Source organism: Rhodoplanes sp. Z2-YC6860 (genome assembly GCF_001579845.1).
Classification (GTDB): Bacteria; Pseudomonadota; Alphaproteobacteria; order Rhizobiales; family Xanthobacteraceae; genus Z2-YC6860.
Map to the genome: position 1 here is coordinate 5292877 of NZ_CP007440.1, position 23787 is coordinate 5316663.

Annotated in this window: 21 protein-coding genes; 4 read left to right on the plus strand and 17 right to left on the minus strand. The window is 64.2% G+C overall.

Annotated elements, in window-relative coordinates; all coding sequences use genetic code 11:
* Nucleotides 1-25 precede the first annotated feature (25 nt).
* Nucleotides 26-907 carry an ABC transporter substrate-binding protein gene (locus tag RHPLAN_RS24890; RefSeq protein WP_068023528.1) on the minus strand — a complete coding sequence of 294 codons (882 nt, stop codon included), beginning with the start codon at nucleotides 905-907 and terminating at the stop codon, nucleotides 26-28.
* Nucleotides 908-960: 53 nt separating this feature from the next.
* The gene (locus tag RHPLAN_RS24895) at nucleotides 961-1746 is read right to left on the minus strand and encodes a FadR/GntR family transcriptional regulator (protein ID WP_068023531.1); all 786 of its coding nucleotides are present in this window, start codon (nucleotides 1744-1746) and stop codon (nucleotides 961-963) included.
* A 157-nt stretch (nucleotides 1747-1903) separates the two neighbouring features.
* On the opposite strand from RHPLAN_RS24895, the gene RHPLAN_RS24900 reads away from it, so the two are divergent.
* Nucleotides 1904-2305 carry a hypothetical protein gene (locus RHPLAN_RS24900; RefSeq protein WP_068023534.1) on the plus strand — a complete coding sequence of 134 codons (402 nt, stop codon included), beginning with the start codon at nucleotides 1904-1906 and terminating at the stop codon, nucleotides 2303-2305.
* A gap of 50 nt (nucleotides 2306-2355) precedes the next feature.
* Here the strand turns inward: RHPLAN_RS24900 and RHPLAN_RS24905 are convergent, their stop codons facing one another.
* From RHPLAN_RS24905 to RHPLAN_RS24960, 12 genes are all read right to left on the minus strand, one after another.
* A complete protein-coding gene (locus tag RHPLAN_RS24905; protein ID WP_068023537.1) occupies nucleotides 2356-2844 on the minus strand; it encodes a YkgB family protein in 489 nt (162 codons plus the stop codon).
* Nucleotides 2845-3117: 273 nt separating this feature from the next.
* Complete coding sequence (locus RHPLAN_RS24910; RefSeq protein ID WP_198164480.1) at nucleotides 3118-5235, minus strand: ATP-binding protein; 2118 nt, start codon at nucleotides 5233-5235, stop codon at nucleotides 3118-3120.
* Between the two features lie 68 nt (nucleotides 5236-5303).
* Nucleotides 5304-7082 carry a flavin-containing monooxygenase gene (locus tag RHPLAN_RS24915; RefSeq protein WP_068023540.1) on the minus strand — a complete coding sequence of 593 codons (1779 nt, stop codon included), beginning with the start codon at nucleotides 7080-7082 and terminating at the stop codon, nucleotides 5304-5306.
* An 82-nt stretch (nucleotides 7083-7164) separates the two neighbouring features.
* Nucleotides 7165-8133 carry a tripartite tricarboxylate transporter substrate-binding protein gene (locus RHPLAN_RS24920; protein ID WP_068023543.1) on the minus strand — a complete coding sequence of 323 codons (969 nt, stop codon included), beginning with the start codon at nucleotides 8131-8133 and terminating at the stop codon, nucleotides 7165-7167.
* Between the two features lie 52 nt (nucleotides 8134-8185).
* Complete coding sequence (locus tag RHPLAN_RS24925) at nucleotides 8186-9250, minus strand: maleylacetate reductase (RefSeq protein ID WP_068023545.1); 1065 nt, start codon at nucleotides 9248-9250, stop codon at nucleotides 8186-8188.
* A gap of 1 nt (nucleotide 9251) precedes the next feature.
* Nucleotides 9252-9968 carry an alpha/beta fold hydrolase gene (locus RHPLAN_RS24930; protein ID WP_068023548.1) on the minus strand — a complete coding sequence of 239 codons (717 nt, stop codon included), beginning with the start codon at nucleotides 9966-9968 and terminating at the stop codon, nucleotides 9252-9254.
* Nucleotides 9969-10168: 200 nt separating this feature from the next.
* The gene (locus RHPLAN_RS24935; protein ID WP_068023550.1) at nucleotides 10169-12508 is read right to left on the minus strand and encodes a xanthine dehydrogenase family protein molybdopterin-binding subunit; all 2340 of its coding nucleotides are present in this window, start codon (nucleotides 12506-12508) and stop codon (nucleotides 10169-10171) included.
* A gap of 75 nt (nucleotides 12509-12583) precedes the next feature.
* Nucleotides 12584-13225, minus strand: a complete 642-nt coding sequence (locus RHPLAN_RS24940) for an ABC transporter ATP-binding protein (RefSeq protein ID WP_068023552.1) — start codon at nucleotides 13223-13225, stop codon at nucleotides 12584-12586.
* On the minus strand, nucleotides 13218-14000 hold the full coding sequence (locus tag RHPLAN_RS24945; RefSeq protein ID WP_068023554.1) for an ABC transporter ATP-binding protein: 783 nt from the start codon (nucleotides 13998-14000) through the stop codon (nucleotides 13218-13220). Before RHPLAN_RS24945 ends, RHPLAN_RS24940 begins: the two co-directional genes overlap by 8 nt.
* Nucleotides 13997-14941 (minus strand): branched-chain amino acid ABC transporter permease, encoded by a 945-nt coding sequence (locus tag RHPLAN_RS24950; protein WP_068031801.1) that lies wholly within the window; start codon nucleotides 14939-14941, stop codon nucleotides 13997-13999. The genes RHPLAN_RS24945 and RHPLAN_RS24950 overlap by 4 nt, the downstream gene beginning before the upstream one ends.
* Before the next feature lie 2 nt (nucleotides 14942-14943).
* Nucleotides 14944-15840, minus strand: a complete 897-nt coding sequence (locus RHPLAN_RS24955) for a branched-chain amino acid ABC transporter permease (RefSeq protein WP_068023557.1) — start codon at nucleotides 15838-15840, stop codon at nucleotides 14944-14946.
* Nucleotides 15841-16025: 185 nt separating this feature from the next.
* Entirely contained in the window at nucleotides 16026-17333 is a 1308-nt protein-coding gene (locus tag RHPLAN_RS24960; RefSeq protein ID WP_068023559.1) for an ABC transporter substrate-binding protein, read from the minus strand.
* A gap of 178 nt (nucleotides 17334-17511) precedes the next feature.
* Here RHPLAN_RS24960 and RHPLAN_RS24965 point away from each other — a divergent pair, with 178 nt between their 5' ends.
* Nucleotides 17512-18330: a putative hydro-lyase gene (locus RHPLAN_RS24965; RefSeq protein WP_068023561.1), complete on the plus strand. Its 819-nt coding sequence runs from the start codon at nucleotides 17512-17514 to the stop codon at nucleotides 18328-18330.
* A gap of 238 nt (nucleotides 18331-18568) precedes the next feature.
* A complete protein-coding gene (locus RHPLAN_RS24970) occupies nucleotides 18569-19501 on the plus strand; it encodes an IS110 family RNA-guided transposase (protein ID WP_068013255.1) in 933 nt (310 codons plus the stop codon).
* A gap of 138 nt (nucleotides 19502-19639) precedes the next feature.
* On the opposite strand, the gene RHPLAN_RS24975 is transcribed toward RHPLAN_RS24970, so the two are convergent.
* Nucleotides 19640-20254, minus strand: a complete 615-nt coding sequence (locus tag RHPLAN_RS24975; RefSeq protein WP_157100456.1) for a hypothetical protein — start codon at nucleotides 20252-20254, stop codon at nucleotides 19640-19642.
* Nucleotides 20255-20368: 114 nt separating this feature from the next.
* Between RHPLAN_RS24975 and RHPLAN_RS24980 the strand changes: the two genes are divergently transcribed.
* Entirely contained in the window at nucleotides 20369-21463 is a 1095-nt protein-coding gene (locus RHPLAN_RS24980) for a polysaccharide deacetylase family protein (protein ID WP_084245493.1), read from the plus strand.
* Between the two features lie 79 nt (nucleotides 21464-21542).
* Here RHPLAN_RS24980 and RHPLAN_RS24985 read toward each other — a convergent pair whose 3' ends face one another.
* Nucleotides 21543-22391, minus strand: a complete 849-nt coding sequence (locus tag RHPLAN_RS24985) for a transglutaminase family protein (RefSeq protein WP_068023568.1) — start codon at nucleotides 22389-22391, stop codon at nucleotides 21543-21545.
* A 47-nt stretch (nucleotides 22392-22438) separates the two neighbouring features.
* Nucleotides 22439-23683, minus strand: a complete 1245-nt coding sequence (locus RHPLAN_RS24990) for a sensor histidine kinase (RefSeq protein ID WP_068023589.1) — start codon at nucleotides 23681-23683, stop codon at nucleotides 22439-22441.
* Nucleotides 23684-23787 lie beyond the last annotated feature (104 nt).

Genomic DNA, 23787 nt, shown 5'->3' on the forward strand with positions numbered 1-23787 from the left:
CGCCCCGGAATGACAGCGGAGAGACTCACGCCGTCAGCCGCACCACGGCCTTCTCATAGCTCTGCGAGCCGAGATCGTTGTTCTCGATGATGCCGTGCTCCTGGATCCAGGAGCGCGAGTCCTCGAAGATCTCGCGCGAATACGGCTCGAACACGATGCGCTCGCCCGGCCCCCAGCGCCGCGTATCCATCTTGGCGTGGAAGCGCTTGGGGAATTCCTTGGCGTAGTGCTTGGTGTAGAGCTCCGGCCGCAGATCGATGTCGGCTTGCGCCCGCTTCAAGGCATGGAAGAACTTCTTCACATCATCCATATCCGGGTCGCCGGTGAGCATGGTCGCCATCATGAAGGTGCAGTCGAGCACCTTTTTGAAGCCCAGTTGCTCGGCGAAATAATACGGTCCGGAGAACAGCGTGCAGGCCGGCACTTCGCCGTTCAGCAGCTTCTCCATGCGGCCGAACACCAGGCCGTCCTTGAACGACAGGTTGATCTTGTCTTGCGGGATGAACTGCTCGAGCGCCTGGATCGTGGCGTAGTGACTGCCGGACTGATAGCCCACCGAAATCGGAACGCCGGCGAGATCCTCCGGCACCTTCACCTTGGAGTCGGGCGGCACGAAGATGCCGCAGGTCGACACCTGATAGACGTCGCCGTAAAGCTTGCCGTGGCCCTTGGTCGCGGCGACGTTCACGGTCCAGTGGCAGGCGCAGGAGATGTCCGACTTGCGGCCCTGTTCGAAGGTCTGCATCGCGCCGACCTTGTCGCCAAGCTGCTGTGAAGCGCCATCGCTCGACTGCACGAGTTCGCGGAACTCGTAGTCGAGACCCTCGTCGATGAAGTAGCCCTTCTCCTGCGCCACCCACTCGTGCAGGCGGAAATGCGGCTCGATGATGAATTTGTCCTTGGCCATGATGTCCTCCTTGTCCTTTCTGTTTGAACGTCCCTTGCGGTGTCTTCCCGGCGTCAACAGCAATCGACGCCGGTATGCTTTGAACTCATGTGCTTGCCCTTCGCGTCCTCGGTGACGCGGCGGGCGCGGATCATCTTGACGTGGTCGTCCATCAGCTTGCGGGCGCCCGCGCCGTCGCGCATCTCGATCAGCGCCAGCAGCTCCCTGTGCACGTCGACAATGTGGTGCGCGACCTTCGGCGTCAGCGTCGGATTGCGCCTGGGCCATGACACGTGCTGCAGCGACACGAGTTGCACCACCAGCACGCGGTTGTGCGAGGCTTCCGCGACCGCGAGATGGAACGCAGCGCCAAGCTGCGTGAAGCGTTCGGCGTTGCCGATGCTGTTTTCGGCATCGGCCAGAAGCTCACGGAGCTTCTGGAAATCCTCATCGGTCGCGTGCTCGGCGGCCAACTCAGCCGCGAGGCATTCGATGGCGCGCTGCGCGTCCATGATCTCGTTGGCGGTGACGCCGATCAGGTCGAGTTGCACGGCCAGCGCCTCGGCGAACAGGTTCGGATTGCCGCGCGCCACGCGTGCGCCTCCGCCCTTCCCCATCTTGATCTCGGCGATACCGAGCGCTTCGAGCGTGCGCAACGCATCGCGCGCCACGATCCGGCTCACGCCGTAACGCTGCGCGATGTCGTTCTCGGTGCCCAGGAAATCACCCGGCGCGAACACCTTGGCGAACAGCGCATCGCGGATGTCGGAAACGATCTGCGACGACAGCGACGCCGAGCGCCCCGGAACGAAGCTTCGGGCCCCGGCTTTCGCGGCAAATGGCAGAACCTGCGCGGCCATGGGTAGAGAATAAGCCCGACATCAAAGATAGTAAAGATATCATCTTATGATTTTTGTGCGACGGAACGTCCGAGCCCCCTCCTAAGCCCCCGATCCGGCTAATGGCACCAGCGTTGCATCTGACTGCTTCATGAGGCCAACGCGACCTGCCCTACCCATGCTCTGTCTCAGCTTGGCTCTTGGCCTCGCCGGCTGCCTGACAGCGCAGGACGCCGCTGAGGACAAGCCGCCGCCTGCCGGCATGGCCAGCCTCGCCGTCTCTCGCGCGAGCAGCCCCAGCATGATGATCACCCCGGCGAAGCTTTCGGTGAACGGCGCGGAGGTCGCCACCATGGCGGTCACTGACGAATATTCCGCCGCGGTCGCGCCGGGCCAGGTGGTGCTGACGGTCTCGGCCTCGTCCGGCAGCCGCTACAGCTATCGCTTCAAGGCCGACGCCGGGAAGACGTACCACTTCATCGTCGCGCCACGGCAATACATCACGGCCGAAGGGCTTGCCGCCGGCCCTGGCCAGGCGATCGAAACATCCGGCGCTTTCGGCATCGCGTCGATGAATTGACCGGTTCGCGGCAAAGCATCGCAGCGCCGGTCCATCGTGCCTTGGCGGCTCTAGGCCGTTCGCAATCGGAAAACGGATTTCGGCAGAGAAGCCAGGAACAACACGACGCAAACGCAAAGCAGGACGATGTCCTTGAACAGAAACTCGCCAGCCAGATTCCAGGCCATGGGGTCGGTCGACAAACTCCATTTCACAACGCCTGGAGTCGTGAAGAAAAACGACCACGTGATCGCAAAGGTGACGATTCCCATCAGCGAACCCATAGCGGACATGATCGGGCTGAAGGCCCCGGCCGCAAGCAACGCTGCAATGGCGAACTCGACCACACCCAGGAAATAGGCTTCTCCCCTGAAGCCGAACACCGACAGCCACGAAACAAACGGGCTGTTGCTGATGAACTGAACGATGCCTTGCGCCGACTGCAACGTAAACTTTTGCATGCCGAACGAAACAAAGATGACGACCATCACCCAACGGAGGAGCGCCAGCAGGCGATAGGAGCCACCTCCGTGTTCGGCGACATTGAAGGATGATTTCATGTTGGGTCGGTTCTTTCCCTGGTGCCGATTGATTTCGGCTGGCGCGCATAAGCACGTCCGCGACCGTCTCTACAACGGCGGCTTTGCGTTCATGCCCTCGCCTCACAACGATGTGCAGGCAAGATGATCTCCGCTCACAAGGACGTGCATGGGCGCGTGAAAAGCTCACTCGTCCGTGAGCGGATCGCGGCCGTGAGGCCATCACACTCGCAGGCGAATGCAATCGTCTCCGACGCCTTTGGTATCGCGCTACTAAATTGATCGTCGCTGGCGTCAGCTGTCCAACAGGCTTCGGACCTTGCCGGCCAATTGGTCGACGGCGACGGGCTTCTCGATCAGGTGGACACCCGAGTCGAGCCGCCCGTGATGGACGATTGCGTTGCGCGAATATCCGGTCATGTAGAGGATCTTCAGCCCCGGCAGTCGCTTCTGCGCTTCATCGGCCAGCATGCGCCCGTTCATCCCGGGCATCACGACGTCGGTCAGAAGAAGGCGCAGATCGCGGTGCTGCTCCAGCACACCGAGAGCATCCTCGCCGCTCTTCGCATCCAGAACCCGATATCCCAGCCCGGCCAGCGTCTCGACGATATACGAGCGCACCTCCGCGTCATCTTCGACCACGAGGATGAGCTCACTTGCCTTGCCACGGACCGGCTCGGCTGGCGTCTGATCTTGAACAACGACTGCCCCGTGATAGCGGGGCAGATAAAGTTTGACGGTCGTGCCGTCGCCAGGCTCGCTGTAGATCTTCACATGGCCGCCCGACTGCTTCACGAAGCCGTAGACTTGGCTCAGCCCGAGCCCGGTGCCTTGACCGGCCTGCTTGGTGGTGAAGAACGGCTCGAAAGCCCGTTCCAACACCTCGCTGGTCATTCCCGAGCCTGTATCCGTCACGGCGATCCGGACATACTCTCCGGGCTGCACGTCCTCGTTTCGTTGGCGGTAAGCCTCATCGAGAACGGCATTACCGGCCTCGATCGTCAGTTTGCCACCGGCCGGCATCGCGTCACGCGCGTTGACGGCCAGGTTGATCAACACCGCTTCGAGTTCGGCGGAATCAACCTCGACCGGCCAGAGCCCGCCGCTGCCAACCACTTCGAGAGAGATCTGCTCGCCGAGCGCCCGCTGCAGGAAATCGGACAGGCCGTTCATCAGTTGATTGAGATCAATCGGCACGGGACGAAGCGGCTGCTGTCGCGAAAACGCCAGCAACCGCTTGGTCAGCGTGGCGGCCCGGTTTGCGCCATGCAGCGCATTGTCCACCCGGCGAACGATCTTGGGATCTGCGTCGTTAAGCTGACGCCGCAATCCGTCCAGGTTGCCCAGGATGATGGTCAGCAGATTGTTGAAATCGTGGGCGACTCCACCCGTCAGATGTCCGATCGCTTCCAGTTTTTGCGAACGCCGCAAAGCCTCTTCGGCCAGCCCACGTCGATCGATTTCCGCGTAGAGACTCTCGGTTCGACGCAACACCGTCCACAGCGTCAGAACGAGGAAGAGCGTCGCAGGCAGCCCATAAGCGAGCTGCGCTCCACGGCCGGACAGCCATTGCTGTTGAACGGCAGCGCTTTCGATGCCGGCGGTGAGATACAACGGCCGCGTTCCGACTCTGCGGATCGCGTAATTTCTTTGCACGTTATCGACCGGGGAAATCGAAGAATAGAATCCGCCGGCCGTGCTCGCTCGAACGGTGCGGCGAAAGCCCGTGTTTTCCCCAAGCCAGATGGGTGCGTCCGCCGGCACGGCGGGATAACGGACGAGGAACAATCCATCCTCGCGAACCAATGCGTATTGCAGTCCGCGCGTGTAAATGAGCGTGGAGAAAAACCGGAAGATGTTGCTCGGCAGGACTGAAATCTCCAGCACCCCGACAAACTTGCCGTCATTCTCGATGCGTCTGCTGACCGTGAAGAACGGCTCGGCCAGCGTCGTTGGGACATACACCTGTCCGTAGAAGGTGCCGACGTTGTCTTTCAGATGCGCCTGCATGAAGTCGCGGTCGGCGTAGCTTAGGCGGGGTGCCGGGTACAACAGCGACGATGTCAGCGTGACGCCGTCTGTTCCGTATGCCGCGATGGACTGAACCGCCTCCACGGAGTCGGACAGCTTCTCGAGTTCCAGGTGCAGCTTTTGCTCGTTGGCGCGGATGTCGTCCGCCGACATCCCGGCCAGAAGCCTCAAGGCATTCTGGATCGTCAGATCGATCAGCTCGAATGTTTTTTGGGCTTCTTCCTGCTGGGTATCCAAGGAGCGGACCAGGCGCTCATGGGCGAGCGCCTGAAGGTCCCGATAGGAGATCCAAGCCGAGTATCCGAAGATCAGGCACGGCAGGACGATCGAAGTCCCGACGGCCAGCCAAATCAAACGAATTGTTCGCTGTCTCGCCTGCACTGATTCCTCGACCTTGGCGAAACCTTAATCCAGAACAGGCGGGTCAAGGAAGCCGCGGAACTGCCGTCTTATTCGCCTGCGCGGGGCAGCAGCCCTGTCTCGCACGCCTTGATCTGAAGGCCGAGATACTTCGAATAGATGCGGCACTGGGCGAAACTGCCGGCGATGAACCACAGCCCGGGCTGCGGCGTGCGCGTGAACATGTTGCGCAGTTCCTGGCCGCCGCCGAATCCCCAGATCGGACCGACACGCGCCGCGATCTCGTCGCCGAACAACTTGCTGACCAGCGCCTCCTGGCCCTTGTAGCCGGTCGCAAGCACAATCAGGTCGGCGGGCAACGTTTCGCCGCCCTTCATTCGCGCGCCGTCTTTCACGAACGCGTCGATATCGGAAAACTGCGCCAGCCCGACCTCTTTATTGATGATCAGGTCGGAGCAGCCGACGTTGAAGTAGTAGCCGCCGCCGCGGGTGAGATATTTGAACTGCCAGCCGGTGCCGTCCTCGCCGAAATCGATCTTGAAGCCGAGACCCGTGAGCGCATCGAGCATGCCCTGGTCGAGCTTCTTGGCCTGCTCGGTCAGCATGACGTGGCTTTTCCTGGCGAGCGCCAGCGGCACGGACGTGGTGATGAGATCGCAATCCTCGAGCGACGGCCCTTCGTCGTAGAGCGCATAGGGAAGCTGCGCGCTCGGCTCGACATTGACGATCATCGTCGGGCTGCGCTGCACCAGCGTGACCTTGGCGCCGTCCGAGTGCAGGTCCTGCGCGATATCGTGGCCGCTGTTGCCGGAGCCGATGATCAGAGCCCTCTTCCCCTTCCACGCACTGCCGTCCTGGTACTGGCTCGAGTGGAGCACCGTGCCGCCGAAATTACGCAGCGTCGGGATATCCGGAAGATTCGGGATGCCGCTCACACCGGTCGCCAGCACGATGTGGCGCGGATGCATCTCGCGCTTGCTGCCGTCGGCGCGGCGCAGCGTAACGAACCAGCGCTGCGTCTTGTCGTTATAGGTGCCGCCTTCGAACTCAGTGCCGGCCCAGTAGTTCAGCTCCATGCTCTCGACGTAGGCCTCAAACCAGGCGGCGAGCTTGTCCTTGGGGATATAGGCCGGCCAGTTCGGCGGGAACGGCATGTACGGCAGATGATTGACGTGCGCCTGGTTGTGCAAGACCAGCGCGTGATAGCGCTTGCGCCAGTTGTCGCCGATGCGCGGCAGACGGTCGACGATCAACGTGTCGATCTGCAACTGAGTGAGACGCGCGGCGATTCCGAGCCCAGCGTGTCCGCCGCCGACCACCAGCACGTCCGGATCGCGGTCGGCATATTCGGCCGAGGCCTTGCGCAGATCGAGCCAGTTGGGTCCGCGGAAATCGCGCGAATAGGCCTTGCCCTGCGGCCGGTCACGGCCGAGCCGCTCCTCATGGCCCTTCAACTCGTCGAGCGTCGTGAGCAGCGTCCAGGCCTTGAGCGTGCCGCCATCCTTGGCGTCCGGAATGAGCCGCAGCAGGCCGCTGCCGCGACCCTGCGCGGTTTCGAATGTGAAGATCGCCTCGATCGCATCGGTGCCGGCGCGGGTCACCCGACGCGGCACGGTTCGACGCGGCGCGATGCGGAAGCTCCCCGGTTTCGCACGGGACGCGTGCGCCGGAAGCTCTTTCAGGATGGCGTTCCGCCCCTCGAAAGTGTCGATGCGCCAGGTCAGCGCCAGCACGTCGCGCCAATAGCTTTCGGGATGAAACAGCGACCCAAGCTCGCCGGCACCGGGCGCAATCGCGGCGCGCTCAAACCGCGCCAGCCAATCCGCCACAGCGGCCGTGACGGAATCCGCTTCTGCCTGTGCCAGCATTTCGCTCCCTGGGCGTGTTCTTATCTCGTCGTCGGATGCAGCAAATTACACCGAAGACGCTCGCCCCGTCATCTGTCGGGGCTTACTGCTGCTGCTTCAGGTTGGCGTCGCGCGCGACTTTCACCCACAGCCCGAGCTCATCCTTGATGTGCTGCGCGGTTTGCTCCGGCGTGGTTCCCACCGCCTTGAAGCCCAGCACGGCGAACTTCTGCTGCACCTCGGGGTCGCGGATCGCCTTGGCGAACGCCGCGTAGAGCGCGTTGATGATCGTCCGCGACGTCCCCGCCGGCGCCAGCGCGAACAGGTTGGTCTGGGTGTCGAAGCCCGACAGTCCCGCTTCGGCCATGGTCGGCACATCGGGAAGCGCGCTGACTCGTTCCGGCCCGACCACCGCGAGTGCACGCAAGAGCCCTGAACTCACCATCGGAACGGCCGGCGGCAACGCGGAGAATGTCATCGGCACGACGCCGGAGACGGCGGATTGCAGCGCGGGCCCGCCGCCGCTGAACGGCACGTGCTGCAGATCGAGCTTGTAGGCGAGCTTGAACATCTCGCCTTGCAGATGCGCCGGCGAACCGTAGCCGGTCGAGCCGAAGCTGTACTTCTCCGGCGCCTGGCGGATCGCGGCCACGAGTTCGGCGACTGTTTTCGCGGACTGTGCCGGATTGACCACCAGGATGTTCGGCGACGCGCTGGTGATGGTGATCGGCGCAAAGCCCGCGACCGGGTCGTATGGCACCTTTTGCAGCGCAGGGTTCACCAGGAATGTCGAGCTTGTGAACAGGATGGTGTAGCCGTCCGGCGCAGCGGCCTGGGCCAGCGCAGCGCCGGTGTTGCCCGCACCGCCGCCGCGGTTCTCGATGAAGAAGTTCTGCCCGAGTTGGTCGCCAAGCTTTTGCGCGAGCAGCCGACCCATGACATCGACCACGCCACCCGGCGCAAACGGCACGACGAGCCGCACCGGCCGCTCCGGATACTTCTCGTCTGCATGAGCGGGATTGCCTGCGAGGATCGCGAGTACGGCAAGGATTGGGGCGGCGCGGAACATCATCGGAATTCTCTCTGCAGATTGACGGCGTACGTGGAAAGCAATTCGGGTGCCATCACCCGTCGGTTCGCGGCGGCTCGCCCGCGAGTGCGCGTTCGAGGATCGCTTTGACGTCGACGTGGGCATAGGGCCTGGGGTTGTAGCCCTTCACCTTCATCACGACGTCGACCGCGTCGGCGAGCCGCTCGGCCGGCATGCCGACGCCGGCGAGGCTCGCGGGAAGGCCCATCGTCTGGTTCAATTGGTAGATCGCGCCCGGCGGGTCGTCGGTCTTCAGTGCGCGGCGCAGCTTTTCCATCGCCGCCGGAATGGCCGGCGCATTGAAGGCTAGTGCATAAGGCAGCACCGCCGCATGCGTCTGCGCATGATCGAGATCGAACAGCTGCCGCACCTGCTGCGCGATGACGTGATGGATGCAGATCGACGAGCGGAAGCTTGCCGCGAGCCAAGCGCCATACAAGGCTTCGCTGCGTGCACCGGCGTTGCTCGGGTCCGCGACGGCCTTTGGCAGGTGAGTGCCAAGGCGCGCGATGGCGTCCTCGGCGAGCGTCTGCACCACCGGATTGGTGCCTTCGCCGTAAAGCGACTCCACCGCATGCGCCAACGCATTCATGCCGCTCGCCGCCATCACGCGCGGCGGCAGGCCTTGGATCAGGTCAGGATCGTAGATCGCAACCGTCGGCAATGCCCGCTGGTCGTCGCCGGCCTTGCGGCCGAGCCCTCGCCCCAACGCCCACCGTGACGACATTTCCGAGCCCGACAGCGTCGTGATCACGCCGATGAACGGAAACCGCGTCGACGCAGCCACCGATTTCGCCAGGCCGATCGCCGAGCCGCCACCGAGCGCGACGAAGCCGTCGGCCTTGGTGGCTTGCAACTGCTCGCGGACCACGTCGAACGCCTCCTGCGGCATGTTCGGCACGGCGGCATCGCAGGTGCCGACATTCATGTCGCCAAGAAGCCCAGCGACCGTATCCGCAAGCTCGCGGCGCCCCTTGGAGCAAAGGATCAGCAGTCTCGACATGCCGGCGCGAAAGGCTTCCGCGCGGATTTCTCCGATGGTGCCGCCGCCGAACAGCACGCGTGTCGGCGGGTTGGAGTAGGTAAACCGATCGATCATTTCACGAGTCCGCAATTTCCATCAGCAAGGCCGCCGTCGCCTCGGGCATGGTGGCCATTGGATAGTGATGCGACGCGATGGTGTGCGCTGTCCAGCCCTGCTGTTTCGCGGCCCAGTCGTAATATTCCTGAAAATGGTGCGAGACCTTTTTCGTGGCGAGCACGTAGGCCTTGCGCGGCACCTGCGTGTACCGTCCGGTCAGGCTGATCGGCTGCAGCAGCGACGGCAGCGGATGCGGACTCATACGCGCCAGAAACGCGTCGCGCGCCTGCTCGTTCTCGATGCCGGTGTCGAGCACCAGCGATGACGGAATGCGGTAGCCGTCGCCCTGCTCGTCGGCGAGCCTCTGCACGGTGGCGCGGCGCTCCGCCGAGACAGTGTCGAGCATGCATTTGCCGTTCGCCGGCAAGGCGGCGTTCAAATAGATCAGCGCGTCGATCTTGTCGGTGATCCGGTCGGCGACGCCGGAGATCACCAGGCCCGCGTAGCTCGTGCCGACCAGCACCACGTCGTCGAGTTGCTCGCAGGCGATCACACCGGCGATGTCCTGGATGTGGGTGTCGAGATTGGTCTGGCGCGATACGAGATGCTCACGCTCGCCCAAGCCTGTGAGCGTCGGCGTGTAGACCGTATGGCCTTCGGCGCGCAGCCGTTCGGCGACAGTGCGCCACATCCAGCCGCCACTCCACGTGCCGTGGACCAAGACAAAAGTCTTCATGTCATTGTGATCCGATCTATCCCCGTCACCCTGACGGGCGAGCCATTAGCGCGTTTACGCGCGTCTTCGACGCGCTATGGCGAGCCTCGAAGGGCGACGGCCCGGGATTTCGGGGCCGCATCCTTCGAGGCCCGCCTTTGGCGGGCACCTCAGGATGACGGGGTGAGAAGCACGTTTGCCCTAACAAACAAAGGATTGCTTCAGGCCGCTGCCTGTTTATCCTTCGCCTTTTGGATCGCCTCCCAGACGCGCAGCGGCGTTGCCGGCATGTCGATCTGATCGACGCCGAGCGGCGAGAGCGCATCGATCAGCGCGTTCATGATGGTTGGCGGCGCACCGATGGTGCCGCTTTCGCCGATGCCCTTCACGCCGAGCGGATTGGTCTTGCAGGGAATCTCCTCCAGCGCGCAATCGACATTCGGCATCTGCGCCGCATGCGGCATGGCGTAGTCCATGAAGCTGCCGGTGAGAAGCTGGCCGCTCCCGCGGTCATAGACCTGGTGCTCGAGCAGCGCCTGGCCGATGCCCTGCACCACGCCGCCCTGCTGCTGGCCCTTCACGATCATCGGGTTGATGATGCGGCCGAGATCGTCGACGACGAAGAAGCGGTCGATGGTCACCTGCCCGGTCTCCGGATCGACTTCGAGCTCGACCACATGGGAGCCGTTGGGATGGCTCGGCGGCGTCGGATCGAAGGAGCCGGCCGCATCGAGGCCGATGCCGAACTTGTTGGTCAGCGGCCCCATCGGCGCATAAGAGGCCTTGGCAACGTCGACGAGCTTGATCTGCTTGTCGGTGCCGGTGACCAGGAACGTGCCTTCCTTGAATTCGATATCTCCGGCGTCCGCCTCCATCATGGCGGCGGCCATCTTCTTGCCCTTCTCGATCATGACGTCGGCGGCTGCCTTGAGCGCGTTGCCGCCGACCACCATGCTGCGCGCGCCATAGGTGCCGCGGCCGATCTGCACCTGCGCGGTGTCGCCCTGCACGTAACGGATCTGCTCGAAGGGCACGCCCAGCATCTCGTGGGCAAGCTGCGCGAACACGGTCGCATGGCCTTGGCCGTGCGAGTGCGTGCCGCCATAGACCGTCAGCGCGCCGGACGGATCGAACTTGAGCTCCATGCGCTCGTTGAAGATGCCACCGAACTCGATATAGAAGCTCACTGCGCGGCCGCGCAGCTTGCCGTTCTTGTGCGATTCCTTCTTGCGTGCCGCATAGCCCTTCCAGTCGCTGGTCGCCATGCACTGGTCCATCAGGCGGACAAACTCACCCGAGTCGTAAACGAAGTGCGTCGGCGTGGTGTAAGGCAGCTTCGTCGGCGGGATGAGATTGCGCCGGCGCAGTTCGGCGGGCTCCATGCCGATCTGGCGCGCGGCATGCTCGATGAGCCGCTCCATGAAGTAGGCCGCCTCCGGGCGCCCCGCGCCGCGGTAGGGTCCGCTCTGCGAGGTGTTGGTGAACAGGCCTTGCGACATGATGTGCATGGTCTGGATGTCGTAGGCCGCCGGCACGAAGCGGATCGAGAACGCGCCGGCCGCAAGCGCTGCGCCGACGAAATACGCGCCCATCTGGAACAGCGATTTGGAGCGCAACGCGAGAATCTTGCCGTGCTCGTCGAGCGCAAGCTCGCCGTAGTAGACCATCTCGCGGGCGTGATGGTCGTTCAGCATCGCTTCGCTGCGCGAGGCGACCCACTTCACCGGGCGGCGAAGCTTTTTTGAGGCCCACATGACGAGAAGATCGTCGGGGAACGCCCCGCCCTTGAGCCCGAAGCCGCCACCGACATCGGGCGACACCACACGGATCTGGTTCTCCGGCACATGGAAAACATGAGAGAGCTCCATACGCAGGCCGTGCGGGTTCTGCGAAGCAGCGTACAGCGTGAAGAAGTCGTTGGCCTTGTCGTAATCGCCGATCGCGACGCGCGGCTCCATCGACACCGGCGACAGCCGGTTGTTCTCGACGCGAAGCTTGACCACGTGCTTGGCCTTGGCGAAGGCCGCGTCAGTCGCGGCCTGCTCGCCGAACATCAGGCGAAAGGCGTTGTTGCCGGCCGGATTGTCGTCCCACACCTTCGGCGCATCGGGCTTGGCGGCGTCCTCGATGTTCACCACCGCGGGCAGCGGCTCGTAATCGACCTCGACCAATTCGGCTGCATCGCGGGCCTGCGCCAAGGTCTCGGCGACCACGAAAGCCACGCGGTCCCCGACATGGCGGACGCGGTCGGCGACCAGCGCCGGCTGGAAGGTGCGGTGGCCCTTCGGTGCGCCGAAATCCTCCGGCATCAGGGCCGCCGTCATGGCGCCAAGCTTGTCGGCCGCAACGTCCGCCCCCGTCAGCACCAGGAGAACGCCTAGCGCCGCCTTGGCCTTGGCCACGTCGATGCGCTTGATCTTCGCGTGGGCGTGCGGCGACAGCACGTTGACGCCGTGGCACATGGCCGGCAGCACGATGTCATCGACATAGCGGCCCTGCCCGGTCAGGAAGCGCTGGTCTTCGACCCGGCGCACCGCTTGTCCTACTCCGAATTTGGCCATGGGAGCCTCGCCTCAAGGTTTGCTGGAATCCAAATTTAGTGGACCGAATTCAGGTCCGCCAGCGCCGGCGGACGGCTAAACCGCCGCAACCGCACCGCGCTCGATGCGGAAAGCGCGCGACAGGAGGTCGGCGACATGGACCTCGTTCGATTCGGCGATCAGCACCGAAACGCCCTGGCTCTTGAGATTGGACATCACCTCGCCGAGCCGCCGCGCCAAAGCAGGCGCGAGTCCCTCGAACGGCTCATCCAACAGCAGAATACGGCGGCCGGCCATCAGCGCGCGGGCGAGCGCCACCAGCTTCTGCTGGCCGCCGGACAGCTCCAGCGCGCGGCGGGTACGGAATTTCTCGACCTCCGGCATGATCGAGAAGATCCAGTTGAGGCGGTCCTCGATGCCCTCGACCTTGGTGGTCCAGGTCGGCAGCCGGATGTTCTCCTCGACGGTGAATTGCGGCACCAGGCGGCGGTCCTCGGGCATATAGCCGATGCCGTGATGCACCCTTTCATGCCCAGGTCGTGAAAGAAGTTCGACGTCGCCGAGCGCGGCCGTGCCCGAGGCCGGTAGCGCGCCCATCAGCGCTCGCATCAGCGTGGTCTTGCCGGCGCCGTTGCGCCCGATCAGGCCGCACATCTCGCCCTCTTCCATGGCGAGCGAGACGTTGCGGATGACCGGCACCGGGCCGATCGAGACGTTGAGGTCCGTGACCTTAAACATCGACGGCCCCCAGATGGGCACGCTGCGTGCCGCTGATCAGCGTCTGCACCTTGGGATTGGACAGCACCGCGTCAGGCTTTTCGTCCGCGATCACGGTGCCGTCGTAGAAGGCCAGCACCCGATCGGCGAAGCGGCCGACGATGTCCATGTCGTGCTCGACGAACAGCACCGTGATCTTCCGCGTCTTCAGCGCGGACATCACGACCTCCATCAGGCCGTATTTCTCCTCGATGGAAATGCCGCTGGTTGGCTCGTCGAGCAGCAACAGCCGCGGTGCGCCGGCCACTGCCATGGCGATATCGAGGAGCTTGCGTATCCCCTGCGGCAGGGTCGCGGCGCGGGCGTCGCGGTAACGTGCGATCTGGAACAGTTCAAGAGCGGTCTCGGACTCGGCGGCAGCCTCCGGCGCATCGAGCCACTGGAACATCTGGCTGACGATGCCGGCCCGGCCCTTCGCGATGGCCGCAGCGATCCTCATGTTCTCGACCACCGTCATGGTCGGAAAGACTTGCGCCACCTGGAACGAACGGGAGATGCCGAGCCGGGTGATGTCGCGCGATGGAAGCCCGGTGATATCCCGGTCCTCGAACAGGATCGCGCCCTTGGTCGGGGACAGATGCCCGGTGATCATGTTGACGAAGGTGGTCTTGCCCGCGCCGTTGGCGCCGATGATGCCGACGGTCTGCTGCGCCGGCACGCTCACCGAGATATCGCGCGCGGCGACCACCGAGCCGAAGGTCTTTTCCAGATCGCGGACTTCGAGGATGCCGGTCATGACGCGGCCTTGTTGCCGCGAAGCCGCGACACGAGCGAGCCGAGCCCATCGGGCAGGAAAAGGATGGTGAGCAGCAGCACGGTGCCCAGGATCATCTGCCACTCGCCGGGCACGAAATCGACCGCCAGCGACCGCACCAGTTCGAACACCAGAGAGCCGACGAAAGCCGCCGCGACCGAGCCCGCGCCAGCCAGGATCGTGACGAAGACGAAGCCGCCCGACGTGGTCCAATAGGCCATGGCCGGATCGACGTGCTGCACGGCAAGCGCCGCGAGCGCACCGCCGACACCGGCCAATACACCGGAGATCACGAGCTTGAGGTGGATCAGCCGGTCGACCGAGATGCCGAGGAACTCGACGCGTATCTCGTTGTCACGGATCGGATTGCCGAGCGCGCCCGCGACCGAACTGAAGTAGAGCGAAACCAGAAACGCGAGCACGGCCGAGAAGCCCAGCACCAGCCAATAGATCGCAAGATTGCGCTCCTGCCCGTCCGGCCGGAAGCCCAGGAACGTGCCGGCCTCGACATGGAAGCCGTCGGTCGAGCCGAGCGTCTCGGTCTTCACCAGGATGCCGTACAGGATCATCGACATCGCAAGGCTGAGCATGGCAAAGAAGATCTCGCGGTAGCGCGCCAGCAGGAAGCCCACCAGCCATGCGATGATCCCGGCAAAGACCGCACCAACAATGACAACCACAAACACGTCGCGGATCGGCGTGTAGCGGCCGAGCAGCGCCACGGTGTAAGCGCCGACCGCATAGAACAACGCCTGCCCGAAGGGCACGAGGCCGGTGCGCCACAGGATGATCAGCCCGAGCACGACCAGCGCGTTGGCAAACGCGATCGTGGCGAGCGAGACGAGCCAAGGCGGTAGCCACGGCGCGATCGCGGCCGCAACGATGAAAGCCAATGCGCCGATCAGATATGACCCTCGGCGCATGGTCATATCTTCCTGGGTTGAATCTGGCTGAAGAGGCCGTAGGGCCGGAAGCCCAACACCAGCGCCATCACGGCATAGATGACGAACAATTCGAGCTGCGGGGCGATGTGCACCGCGGCGGCGCGCGCCAGGCCCACGATCAGGGCGCCGATCAGCGCGCCTTCGACAGAGCCCATGCCGCCGATCGCGACCACGGCGAAGGCCAGCACGATGACCTCGACACCGATGCCGAGCGTGACGGAAATCTTTGGCGCCATGAGTGCGCCACCCAGCGCGCCGAGCATCGCGCCGATCAGGAAGGTCACGGTGTAGACCAATTTGACGTTGATGCCGTAGGCGGCGGCTGTCTCGCGGTCGAAGATCACAACAGTGAGGAGCCGCCCATAGCGCGTGTATTTTAGCGCCCACCGGCCGATGATTGCGACCGCGGCAGCGAGCACCACCAGACCGATGTCGTAGTTCGACAGCGTGAGTTCGCCGACATCGATGCTGCCGGCCGCGACCATCGGCTGATAGGCGGCGTAAGAGCGCGGCCCCCAGATGAAGGTGATGACATCTTCGAGGATCAGGAATGCCGCATAGGTCACGAGGACAACGACCACCTCGTCGCGGCCGTAGACCAGCCGAAGGATGCCGCGCTCGAGCACCATGCCGAGCACCAGCCCGATGGCCATCGCCATCAGCACCATGAACAGAAAACCGCCGGCGTCCGGCAGTCCGCGATCGAACCAGATCCCCGCGGCGGTCGCCGCGCCATAGGCGCCGAAGGCGTAGAACGAGCCGTGGGTGACGTTGAGGATCTTCATCACGCCGAAGATCAGCGTCAGTCCCACCGCCACGAGGAACAGATAGGCCGCGTAGACCAGGCCGTCCGTGACGATGGCAAAAGCGGTGAGCACGAAATGTCCTGTATGAGAGCCGCAGCATACGTGTCCCGGGCGCGAGCCCGGGACATTGCGAATTCAAAGTCTGAAACGGTCCCGGATCAGCGGCGCCGCATTTCGCTTACGCTCAAGCAACGCCGCGTCCGAAACATTCGCCAGCATTCAGCGACCTGACATTTGGCGCCTTAGCATTTCGCGCCTTAGCATTTGGCGCCCTTCATGCCGTTCTTGATCCAATCATCGGCGTTCTGATCGGCCGGCGGATTCACGCATTCGGCCGGGAAGCGCATGATGTCGACGACCTCGCTGTCGTTCTTCTGCTTGTTCCATTTATAGATGCCGTAGGCGGTGTCCTGAATGCCCTGGTGGCCGTTGCCGAGCGCCATCCTCACCGGACCGCTCGGCGCCTCGAAGGTGATCCCTTCGTAAGCCGCCGCGACCTCGTCCGTGGTCGGCCGGCCGCCGCCCTTCTTCTTCTGCGCATTCTCCCACGCCACCTTGGTGCCGAGGATCGAGAGCGCCATCTGATAGGCCGGATAGTTCGGCGGCGAGTTGTAGCGCTCCGTGTAGATCTGTTTGAACCACTTGCTGTAGACGTTGTCGGGCGCGAGCGGACCATTGGCGCCGCGGGCGCCGATGATGGTGCCGTCGGGCAGCTTGTCCTTGAGGCGCCAGATCACCGACTCAACCGCAGTGCCGAGGATCGGCATGCGCTTGCTCAGGCCTCGGGCCTGGCTCTGATAGACGAAGCCTTCGAGATCGCCATCCCAGAAGCTCGTATGCACCACCTGCGACTTCGAGGTGAGCAGTGTCGAAATCTCCGCGCCGTACTCGCCCGCGAACAGTTTCGGCATGAGCTCCTTTTCGACCGTGGCTTTCGGCGCCAGGACCTTCATCGCGCCGACGAAGTCGCGCCAGGAGTCCTGGCCCCAGGCGTAGTTCTGATTGATGCCGGAGAAGGCTGTGATGTCTTTCTTCTTCGCGAGCAGGAACCGCGCAGCCGCGACATTATCCATGGTCGCGTGCGGCTCCGGACGGAACACGTATTTGCGCGGCGCCTCTTCGAAGATGCGCGGTGTGCCGCAGTCAAAGTAGACCGTCAGCGCCTTGAGCTCTTCGGCGACCGGCGTCACGGCAAGGCAGCTTCCCGACGAGATATAGCCGATCACGGCGTCCATCTGGTCGCGCTGCACGAGGTTGCGATACTCGGTCACGACCTGAGCGGTCGAGCCGCTCTCATCGACATATTTGGCTTCGATCTTGGCCCCGCCGAACCCCACGGTGGCATAAGGCGCAGGTCCCTTGCCGGCGTTCAGCGCCTCGATCACGATCTCGGCGGCGTTACGGCTCGGCACGCCGAACGGACTCGCCGCAGGTCCGGTGAGGAACGTCACGACACCGATCTTGATCGGTGCGGCGGCCGCCGGCGCCTGCTGCGCCGATGCGGCGCCCGCCGACGCAAGCGCCAAACCGGCCGCAGCCGCTAATGTCCAATGTGTCTGCTTCATCGTCCCTCCCCTGCCCGGTCCGTGCCGGCTCGATGCGTTGTCGCTTGAGGCAAGCAAACGCGATCCTGGGGTGAGTTTCAACCGGTTTTCCGAAGCTCTTCCGATGATATGATGCGCAGATTGGCGTCGCATTGACGCACCGGTTTGCCCGCTCACCGGACCAGCACAGGAAACCATCATGTCCGCCGCCGCAAGCTCCGCCTCTCGTCCCGCCGCCATTCCGCAGACCGGAGTTGCGGCGCGCCGCGCCATCCGCAGCGGCGAATGGAAGACCGGGACCTCGGGCATGGCGCCGGGCTACGTGCAGGGCAATCTCGCGATCCTGCCGGCGGCGCTCGCCTCCGACTTCATGCGGTTCTGCCAGCTCAACCCGAAACCCTGCCCGCTGCTCGCGGCCGGCGCCCCCGGCGATCCACATCTGCCGTCGCTCGGCGAGGATCTCGACATCCGCACCGATGTTGGCCGCTACAAGGTGTTTCGAAACGGGGAGTTGATCGACGAGCCGACCGATATCACCAAGCACTGGCGCGACGATCTCGTGATCTTCGCGCTCGGCTGCTCGTTCTCGTTCGAGGACGCGCTGATGCAGGACGGCATGGAGTTGCGCCACATCACCAACAACACCACGGTGCCGATGTATCGCACCAACGTGCCGACCACGGCGGCGGGTCCGTTCCACGGACCGCTGGTGGTGTCAATGCGGCCGTTGAAGCCCGCCGACGCAATCCGCGCCATCCAGATCACCACGCGCTTCCCGGCGGTGCACGGCGCCCCGGTGCATATCGGCAAGCCGGAGCTGATCGGGATCAAGGATATCGACAAGCCGGATTACGGCGAGCGCGCGCCGATGAAGGACGACGAGATTCCGGTGTTCTGGGCCTGCGGGGTGACGCCGCAATCGGTGGTCGCGACCGTGAAGCCGGAGTTCTGCATCACGCACTATCCGGGATGCATGCTGGTCACGGACCGGAAGAATTCCGAGTTTGCGATTATGTGAGGCGCGCTTCGGTCGATGGATGGACCGGAGCCATGCGGGTAGACCATCCCCACCTCATCCTTGTAAGTCACGAATCGCTTCGTCGGCTAGAGTTGTCGGCGCGGTGGCGGACGGGAGACCGTCTCATCCTGGGGCTATGAAGCCCGGACCTCAGCACGGGCATCCGTCCGCCGTTCCATCGAACCCGAACAGTCGCGAGGGCCGCAAGCGAAGCCCGGTTGCGCAAGGAAGGGTGAAGATGGACACGATCTACGTTGGCATTGATGTATCGAAAGACCGTCTGGACGTTCATGTGCGCCCTGGCGGTGAGGCCTTTGCGGTCGAGCGGAACGGCAAGGGTCTGGAAGACCTGGTGGACCGTCTGCGAGGGCTTTCGCCTTCGCTGATTGCGGTGGAGGCGACGGGCGGCTTTGAGACGATCGTTGCGGCAGCGGTGGCTGGAGCTGGACTTCCGCTTGCAGTGGTGAACCCAGCTCAAGTTCGGCACTTCGCACAGGCCATCGGCAAGCGCGCCAAGACCGATCCGATCGATGCGGGCGTGATCGCCCACTTCGCGGAGGCGGTCAAACCTGAGCCGCGGCCGATGCCTGAAGAAACAGCCGTGCTGCTCGCCGAGTTGGTCGGCCGGCGGCGCCAGATCATCGAGATGCTGGTGGCCGAGCGGCAGCGCGAGAAGCACGCCAGCAACGTGCGGGTTCGCAAGAGCCTGGCGCGGCACATTGCCGTTCTCGAGAAGGAACTGCCGAGCATCGATCGGGACATCGATGGTCTGGTTCGTGGCGCCCCGGTCTGGCGGGAGAAGGAGGACCTGCTCATCTCGGTTCCCGGAATCAAGAACACGCTGGCCCGCATCTTCCTCGCGGAAGCGCCTGAGCTCGGCAACCTCGATCGCCGTCGCATCGCAAGCCTGGCTGGTGTGGCGCCCTACACCAGACAATCGGGCCGCTGGCGGGGCAAGGCCATGATCGGCGGAGGTCGCACGGCGCTTCGCTCGGCTCTGTTCATTGCCGCCTTGACGGCCAGTCGCCACAACCCGGTGCTCAAGGCCTTCTACGCCCGACTGCTCGCCGCCGGTAAGCCAAAGAAGGTCGCGCTCATCGCGGTGGCCAGGAAGCTCCTCACCATCATCAACGCCATGCTCAGAGACAGCAGAAAATGGCAAAACACTTGACGGGAGACACAGTCGCTGAGGAGCTGTGCGCAGCACCGCGTCTCGAAGGACGAGGTGGACCGGTCGGTGGCCGCCGCATGGACGCGTTGCTTCGCAACGCTCCTCACCATGAGGCGGGAAAGAGCGTCGGATATCGCTCTAAAGAAAGTCCTTCGGGATCGGCGTCCACTTCTCGCGGCCGCGATAGTACAGCGGCTTCTTCTTATGCTTCGCCATGTAGGCCTTGTACTTCTCGCGCTCCCGCCGCACGCGCTTTTTCGACCGGCTGATCTTCCGGTGCGGCAGATCGATCAGCATGTTCTCCACGGCCCAGACGTTCCGCTTCGACAATCGCCAATCGTAATTGCCCATAACGTTCAGATGCACCACCGAGTAGCCTTTGATGCAGCCGGTGTAGTCGATGTACGGGTCGCAGTAGCTCAAGGCGAGCGCGCGGGGTGAGCGGAACACCGGCTTCCGGCCATGCAGGCCGGGATCGCGCGAGCGCGCCACCGAGCCCCAACGGCCGCGGCGCTTGTAAACAAAGACGACGTGATCGAGCAGGTCTATCGACTCCAGCCCCATCAGCAGCGGTGGGTAGCCATGCTGCTCCATCACGCACGCGGCGAATAAGGCGGCCTCCAGACAGTGCGCCGTGCCCTTTTTCACCACGCCGCGGAAGCCACGGAGCGTGTCACCGTTGGGTTCGGTGTTGTACGGCAGCCGGTTGATGAACCGTTGTACATCTTCAGGCGTGCGCAGCCTGTTGATCACGCGGCGTTCTTTCGGTGTGAACCGCATAGTCTGGTGTTGCGACTTTCCAATATCCATGTGAATTCAATCGGGCGGCAATATCGACTCATCAGTAACGTGCCTAAGAATCAACCCATGAAAATCAGACGTCCCCGGCTCTCGGTCGTTAACCGTTTGGGCCTTGCTTCGCTTGCGATTGCCGCCGCCCTTGCCGGCTTCCAAACCGTTGCCAACGCCGAGCCGCAAGCCGCCACCTGCCCCGGACATCCGGACGCGATCGGCACCAGCCGGACACTGGTGGTGGACCCGACCGTTCATCGCAAGATCGGCACCATGAGCTATCCGGAGACGCTGCCGCTCGCCGACCATGAGGTGGTGCTGACCTTCGACGACGGGCCGCTGGCGCCCTACACCAACCGGATTCTCGACATCCTCGACGCCGAATGCGTCAAGGCGACCTACTTCATCGTCGGCACGATGGCCAAATCGAGCCCCAAGCTGCTGCAGCAGGTCGCGGAGCGCGGCCACACCATCGGCACCCACAGCATGGGCCACCCGATCAAATTCCGAAGGCTCAGCGCCGAAGCCGGTATCGCGCAGCTCGACGACGGGATCGCCGCAACCGCTGCGGCGCTGGGCGATGCCGGCAAGCTCGCGCCGTTCTTCCGCTTCCCCGGCTTCGGCTCGACCGAGGCGGTCGAGACCCGTGCGGCGGCGGAGGGCATCATGATCTGGGGCGCCGACATGCCCGCGGACGATTGGCGCCGGATCAGCGCCAAAGAGGTCGCCAAACGCGCGATCTCGCGGATCGAGGCCAAGGGCAAGGGCGTGCTGCTGCTGCACGACATCCACCAGCGGACCGTCGAGGCGCTGCCGTTGATCCTGAAGGAGCTGAAGGAGCGCGGCTACCGCATCGTGCATGTGGTGCCGTCGAGCGCCGAGCGCCCCGCTACGCCGACGGTCGCAAGCGACTGGAAGATGCGTCCGGAGCGCGAGGCTAAACAGCACGTCGCGACGCTGCCAAAGAACGTGATGACAGACGTGTCCGGTTCGAGCCCCGATAAGGCGAAAGACAAGTCGGCCAACAGCGGCGCTTCGAAAAAGTCACGCCGCCATGGCCGGCATTTCGGCAAGTCGGAGCGACACCGGGTGGCGCATGGGCATCATCAGAATCGCCATCAGGCTTTTCGTGATTCCCGCACTCCGTGGGACCGCCAGGCGTCGCGCTAGCGCCTGCCCCATCGCAGCTTCTGAACTTCAGGCCCTTGGTTGGTCTCCGCTTTCACGGGGACCCGCACGGCAGAGCGCCCTACGACTGACTCTGTGACTGCCCCTGCCCAGGCGTGAACGGGCAACTCACCCGCACCGTCACGTCGAGCTCCTCGCCACCGCCGCCGTACCGTGCCCCGCGGGTGGGTGCCGCCCCGAGATAATCGAGCCCGACCGCGACGCGGATGTGTGCATCGGTCGCGCACAGGCCGTTCGCCGCATCGAACGCCACCCAGCCGAGATCCGGCACGAAGGCTTCGGCCCAGGCATGGGCTGCCTCCTGCTGCACCGCGCCGTCGGCGCGGAAGAAGTGCCCGCCGATGTAGCGCGCCGGAATCGCGATGCTGCGCGCCGCAGCGATGAAGATATGCGTGAAGTCCTGGCAGACGCCACGCTTCAGCGCAAAGGCCTCGGCCGCCGAGGTGGCCGACGTGGTCGCGCTCGTCTCGTCGTATTTGACCGCATCATGAACGCGTTCGAGCAGCCGGTGCAAAATCGCGAGCGTGCTTCCCTCGCCGGCCGTTCGCGCCTCCAAGGCAAAATCGCAGATCGCAGGGTCGGCATGGGTCAGCCCGGTCTCGCGCAGGTAAAGGCTCGGGGGAAAGCGCTCGATCACACCGCGCACCACGCCGTTCGAGTCCTGGGTGTCGACCTCGCCTTCGGCCAGCACGCGCAGCTCCGACACCGGACCGTCGCAATCGAACACATGGGTGAGATTGCCGAACGCGTCCTCGTGTTGGGCGACCTGGCAGTTCTCCGACACGTCGATCCGCCAGTCGACCACGTATTGGCTTTCGTGGTTGCGCGGCGTCAACCGCAGCGTCTGGATGACGCCGCGCGCCGGCTGGCCGTAGCGGTAGACCGTCTCGTGGGACACCTGGATGCGCATGGGCATCTCACAATCGAGAACCACCGCTTCCGGGTCAAGCCTACGATCTAAGCAGTCGCCTGGTTGGGCAGAGACACCTGAAAACAGCTCGGGAAATCGCTTTTCGGCGCAACCACCGCCTCGCCGCCGTGGAGCCGCGCGATCTGCTGGACGAGCGCCAGACCGAGCCCCGCCCCTTCGGTGTCGCCGGCAAGCCGGTAGAACGGCGTGAACACCCTCTCGCGCTCGGCCTCCGGCACGCCCTTGCCGCCGTCCATCACCTCGACCACGGCCTGCTTGTTCTCGCTTCTGACGGTCACGCGCACCGGCGGCGCGCCATGCCGCCGCGCGTTGTCGAGGAGGTTCCGGATCATCCGGCTCAGGAGCCTCCGGTCACCGCGCACCACCGCGGTGCTGCCGCCGACCGCGCAATCGTCATAGCGCGCGCCCTCTTCCGCGGCGACCGCCAGCAGATCGACGCTCTCTTCGAGCTGCGGCTTCTGGATCGCACCGAGGCGGCTGGCGAGCAGAATTTCGTCGATCATCTGGTCGAGCTCGGCGATGTTGCGCTCGAGCTCGGGTTTGTATGACGGATCGTGTTGCAGGAGATCGATACCGAGGCGAATGCGCGACAGCGGCGTGCGCAACTCATGCGACGCGTTGGCAAGAAGCATGCGGTGCGACTTCATCAGGTCTTCGATGCGCTCGGCCGAGCGGTTGAAGATCTCGGCAAGCCGCGCCACCTCGTCCTTGCCCTCGACATCGACGCGGGCCGAGAGATTGCCCGAGCCGAGCTTCTCGACGCCGACCTGAAGCCGCTCCAGCCGCCGCGTCAGCCCGCGCACGAACGGGTAGGCGCAAATCGCAACCGCAAGCGCGATACCGCCCAGCACCAGCAGAAAACTCACCAGCGGATTGCGATGCCGCGGCAGCGCCCGCACCACCAGGCGCCGGTCATCCGGCAGGCGGAACGCCCAGGCCGGCCCGCCCCGGCCGTACAGCCATTCGCCGTCGGTGTTGGCCGGCGGCTGCGGCAGCGGCCGGCCAAAGGCCGCGATCAGCGTACCGTCGGCCGTATAAAGCGCGAGGTCGCTGCGGAAACGCTGCGCCAGATGCGCAATGATACGTTGCTGCTCTGGCTGCGGCGCGGTCGAGGGCGGCAGCGCGAGGCTTGCGATTTCGCCAGCCACCTCGAACACCTGCGCGCCCGGAGGGCCGCCGGATCCCCAGCGCCACACGCCGCCGGCAACCATGACCACCAGCACCAGGCTCACGATGATCGTGCCGTAGATTTTCAGATAGAGCCGTCGCATCGTCTTCAGCCCAACGTTGCAGCTTTAAACTGCCGGCGCGCCAAACTCCGGCCACCTCTCCCATGGGGAGAGGTCGAGGCGCGAAGCGCCTCGGGTGAGGGGTT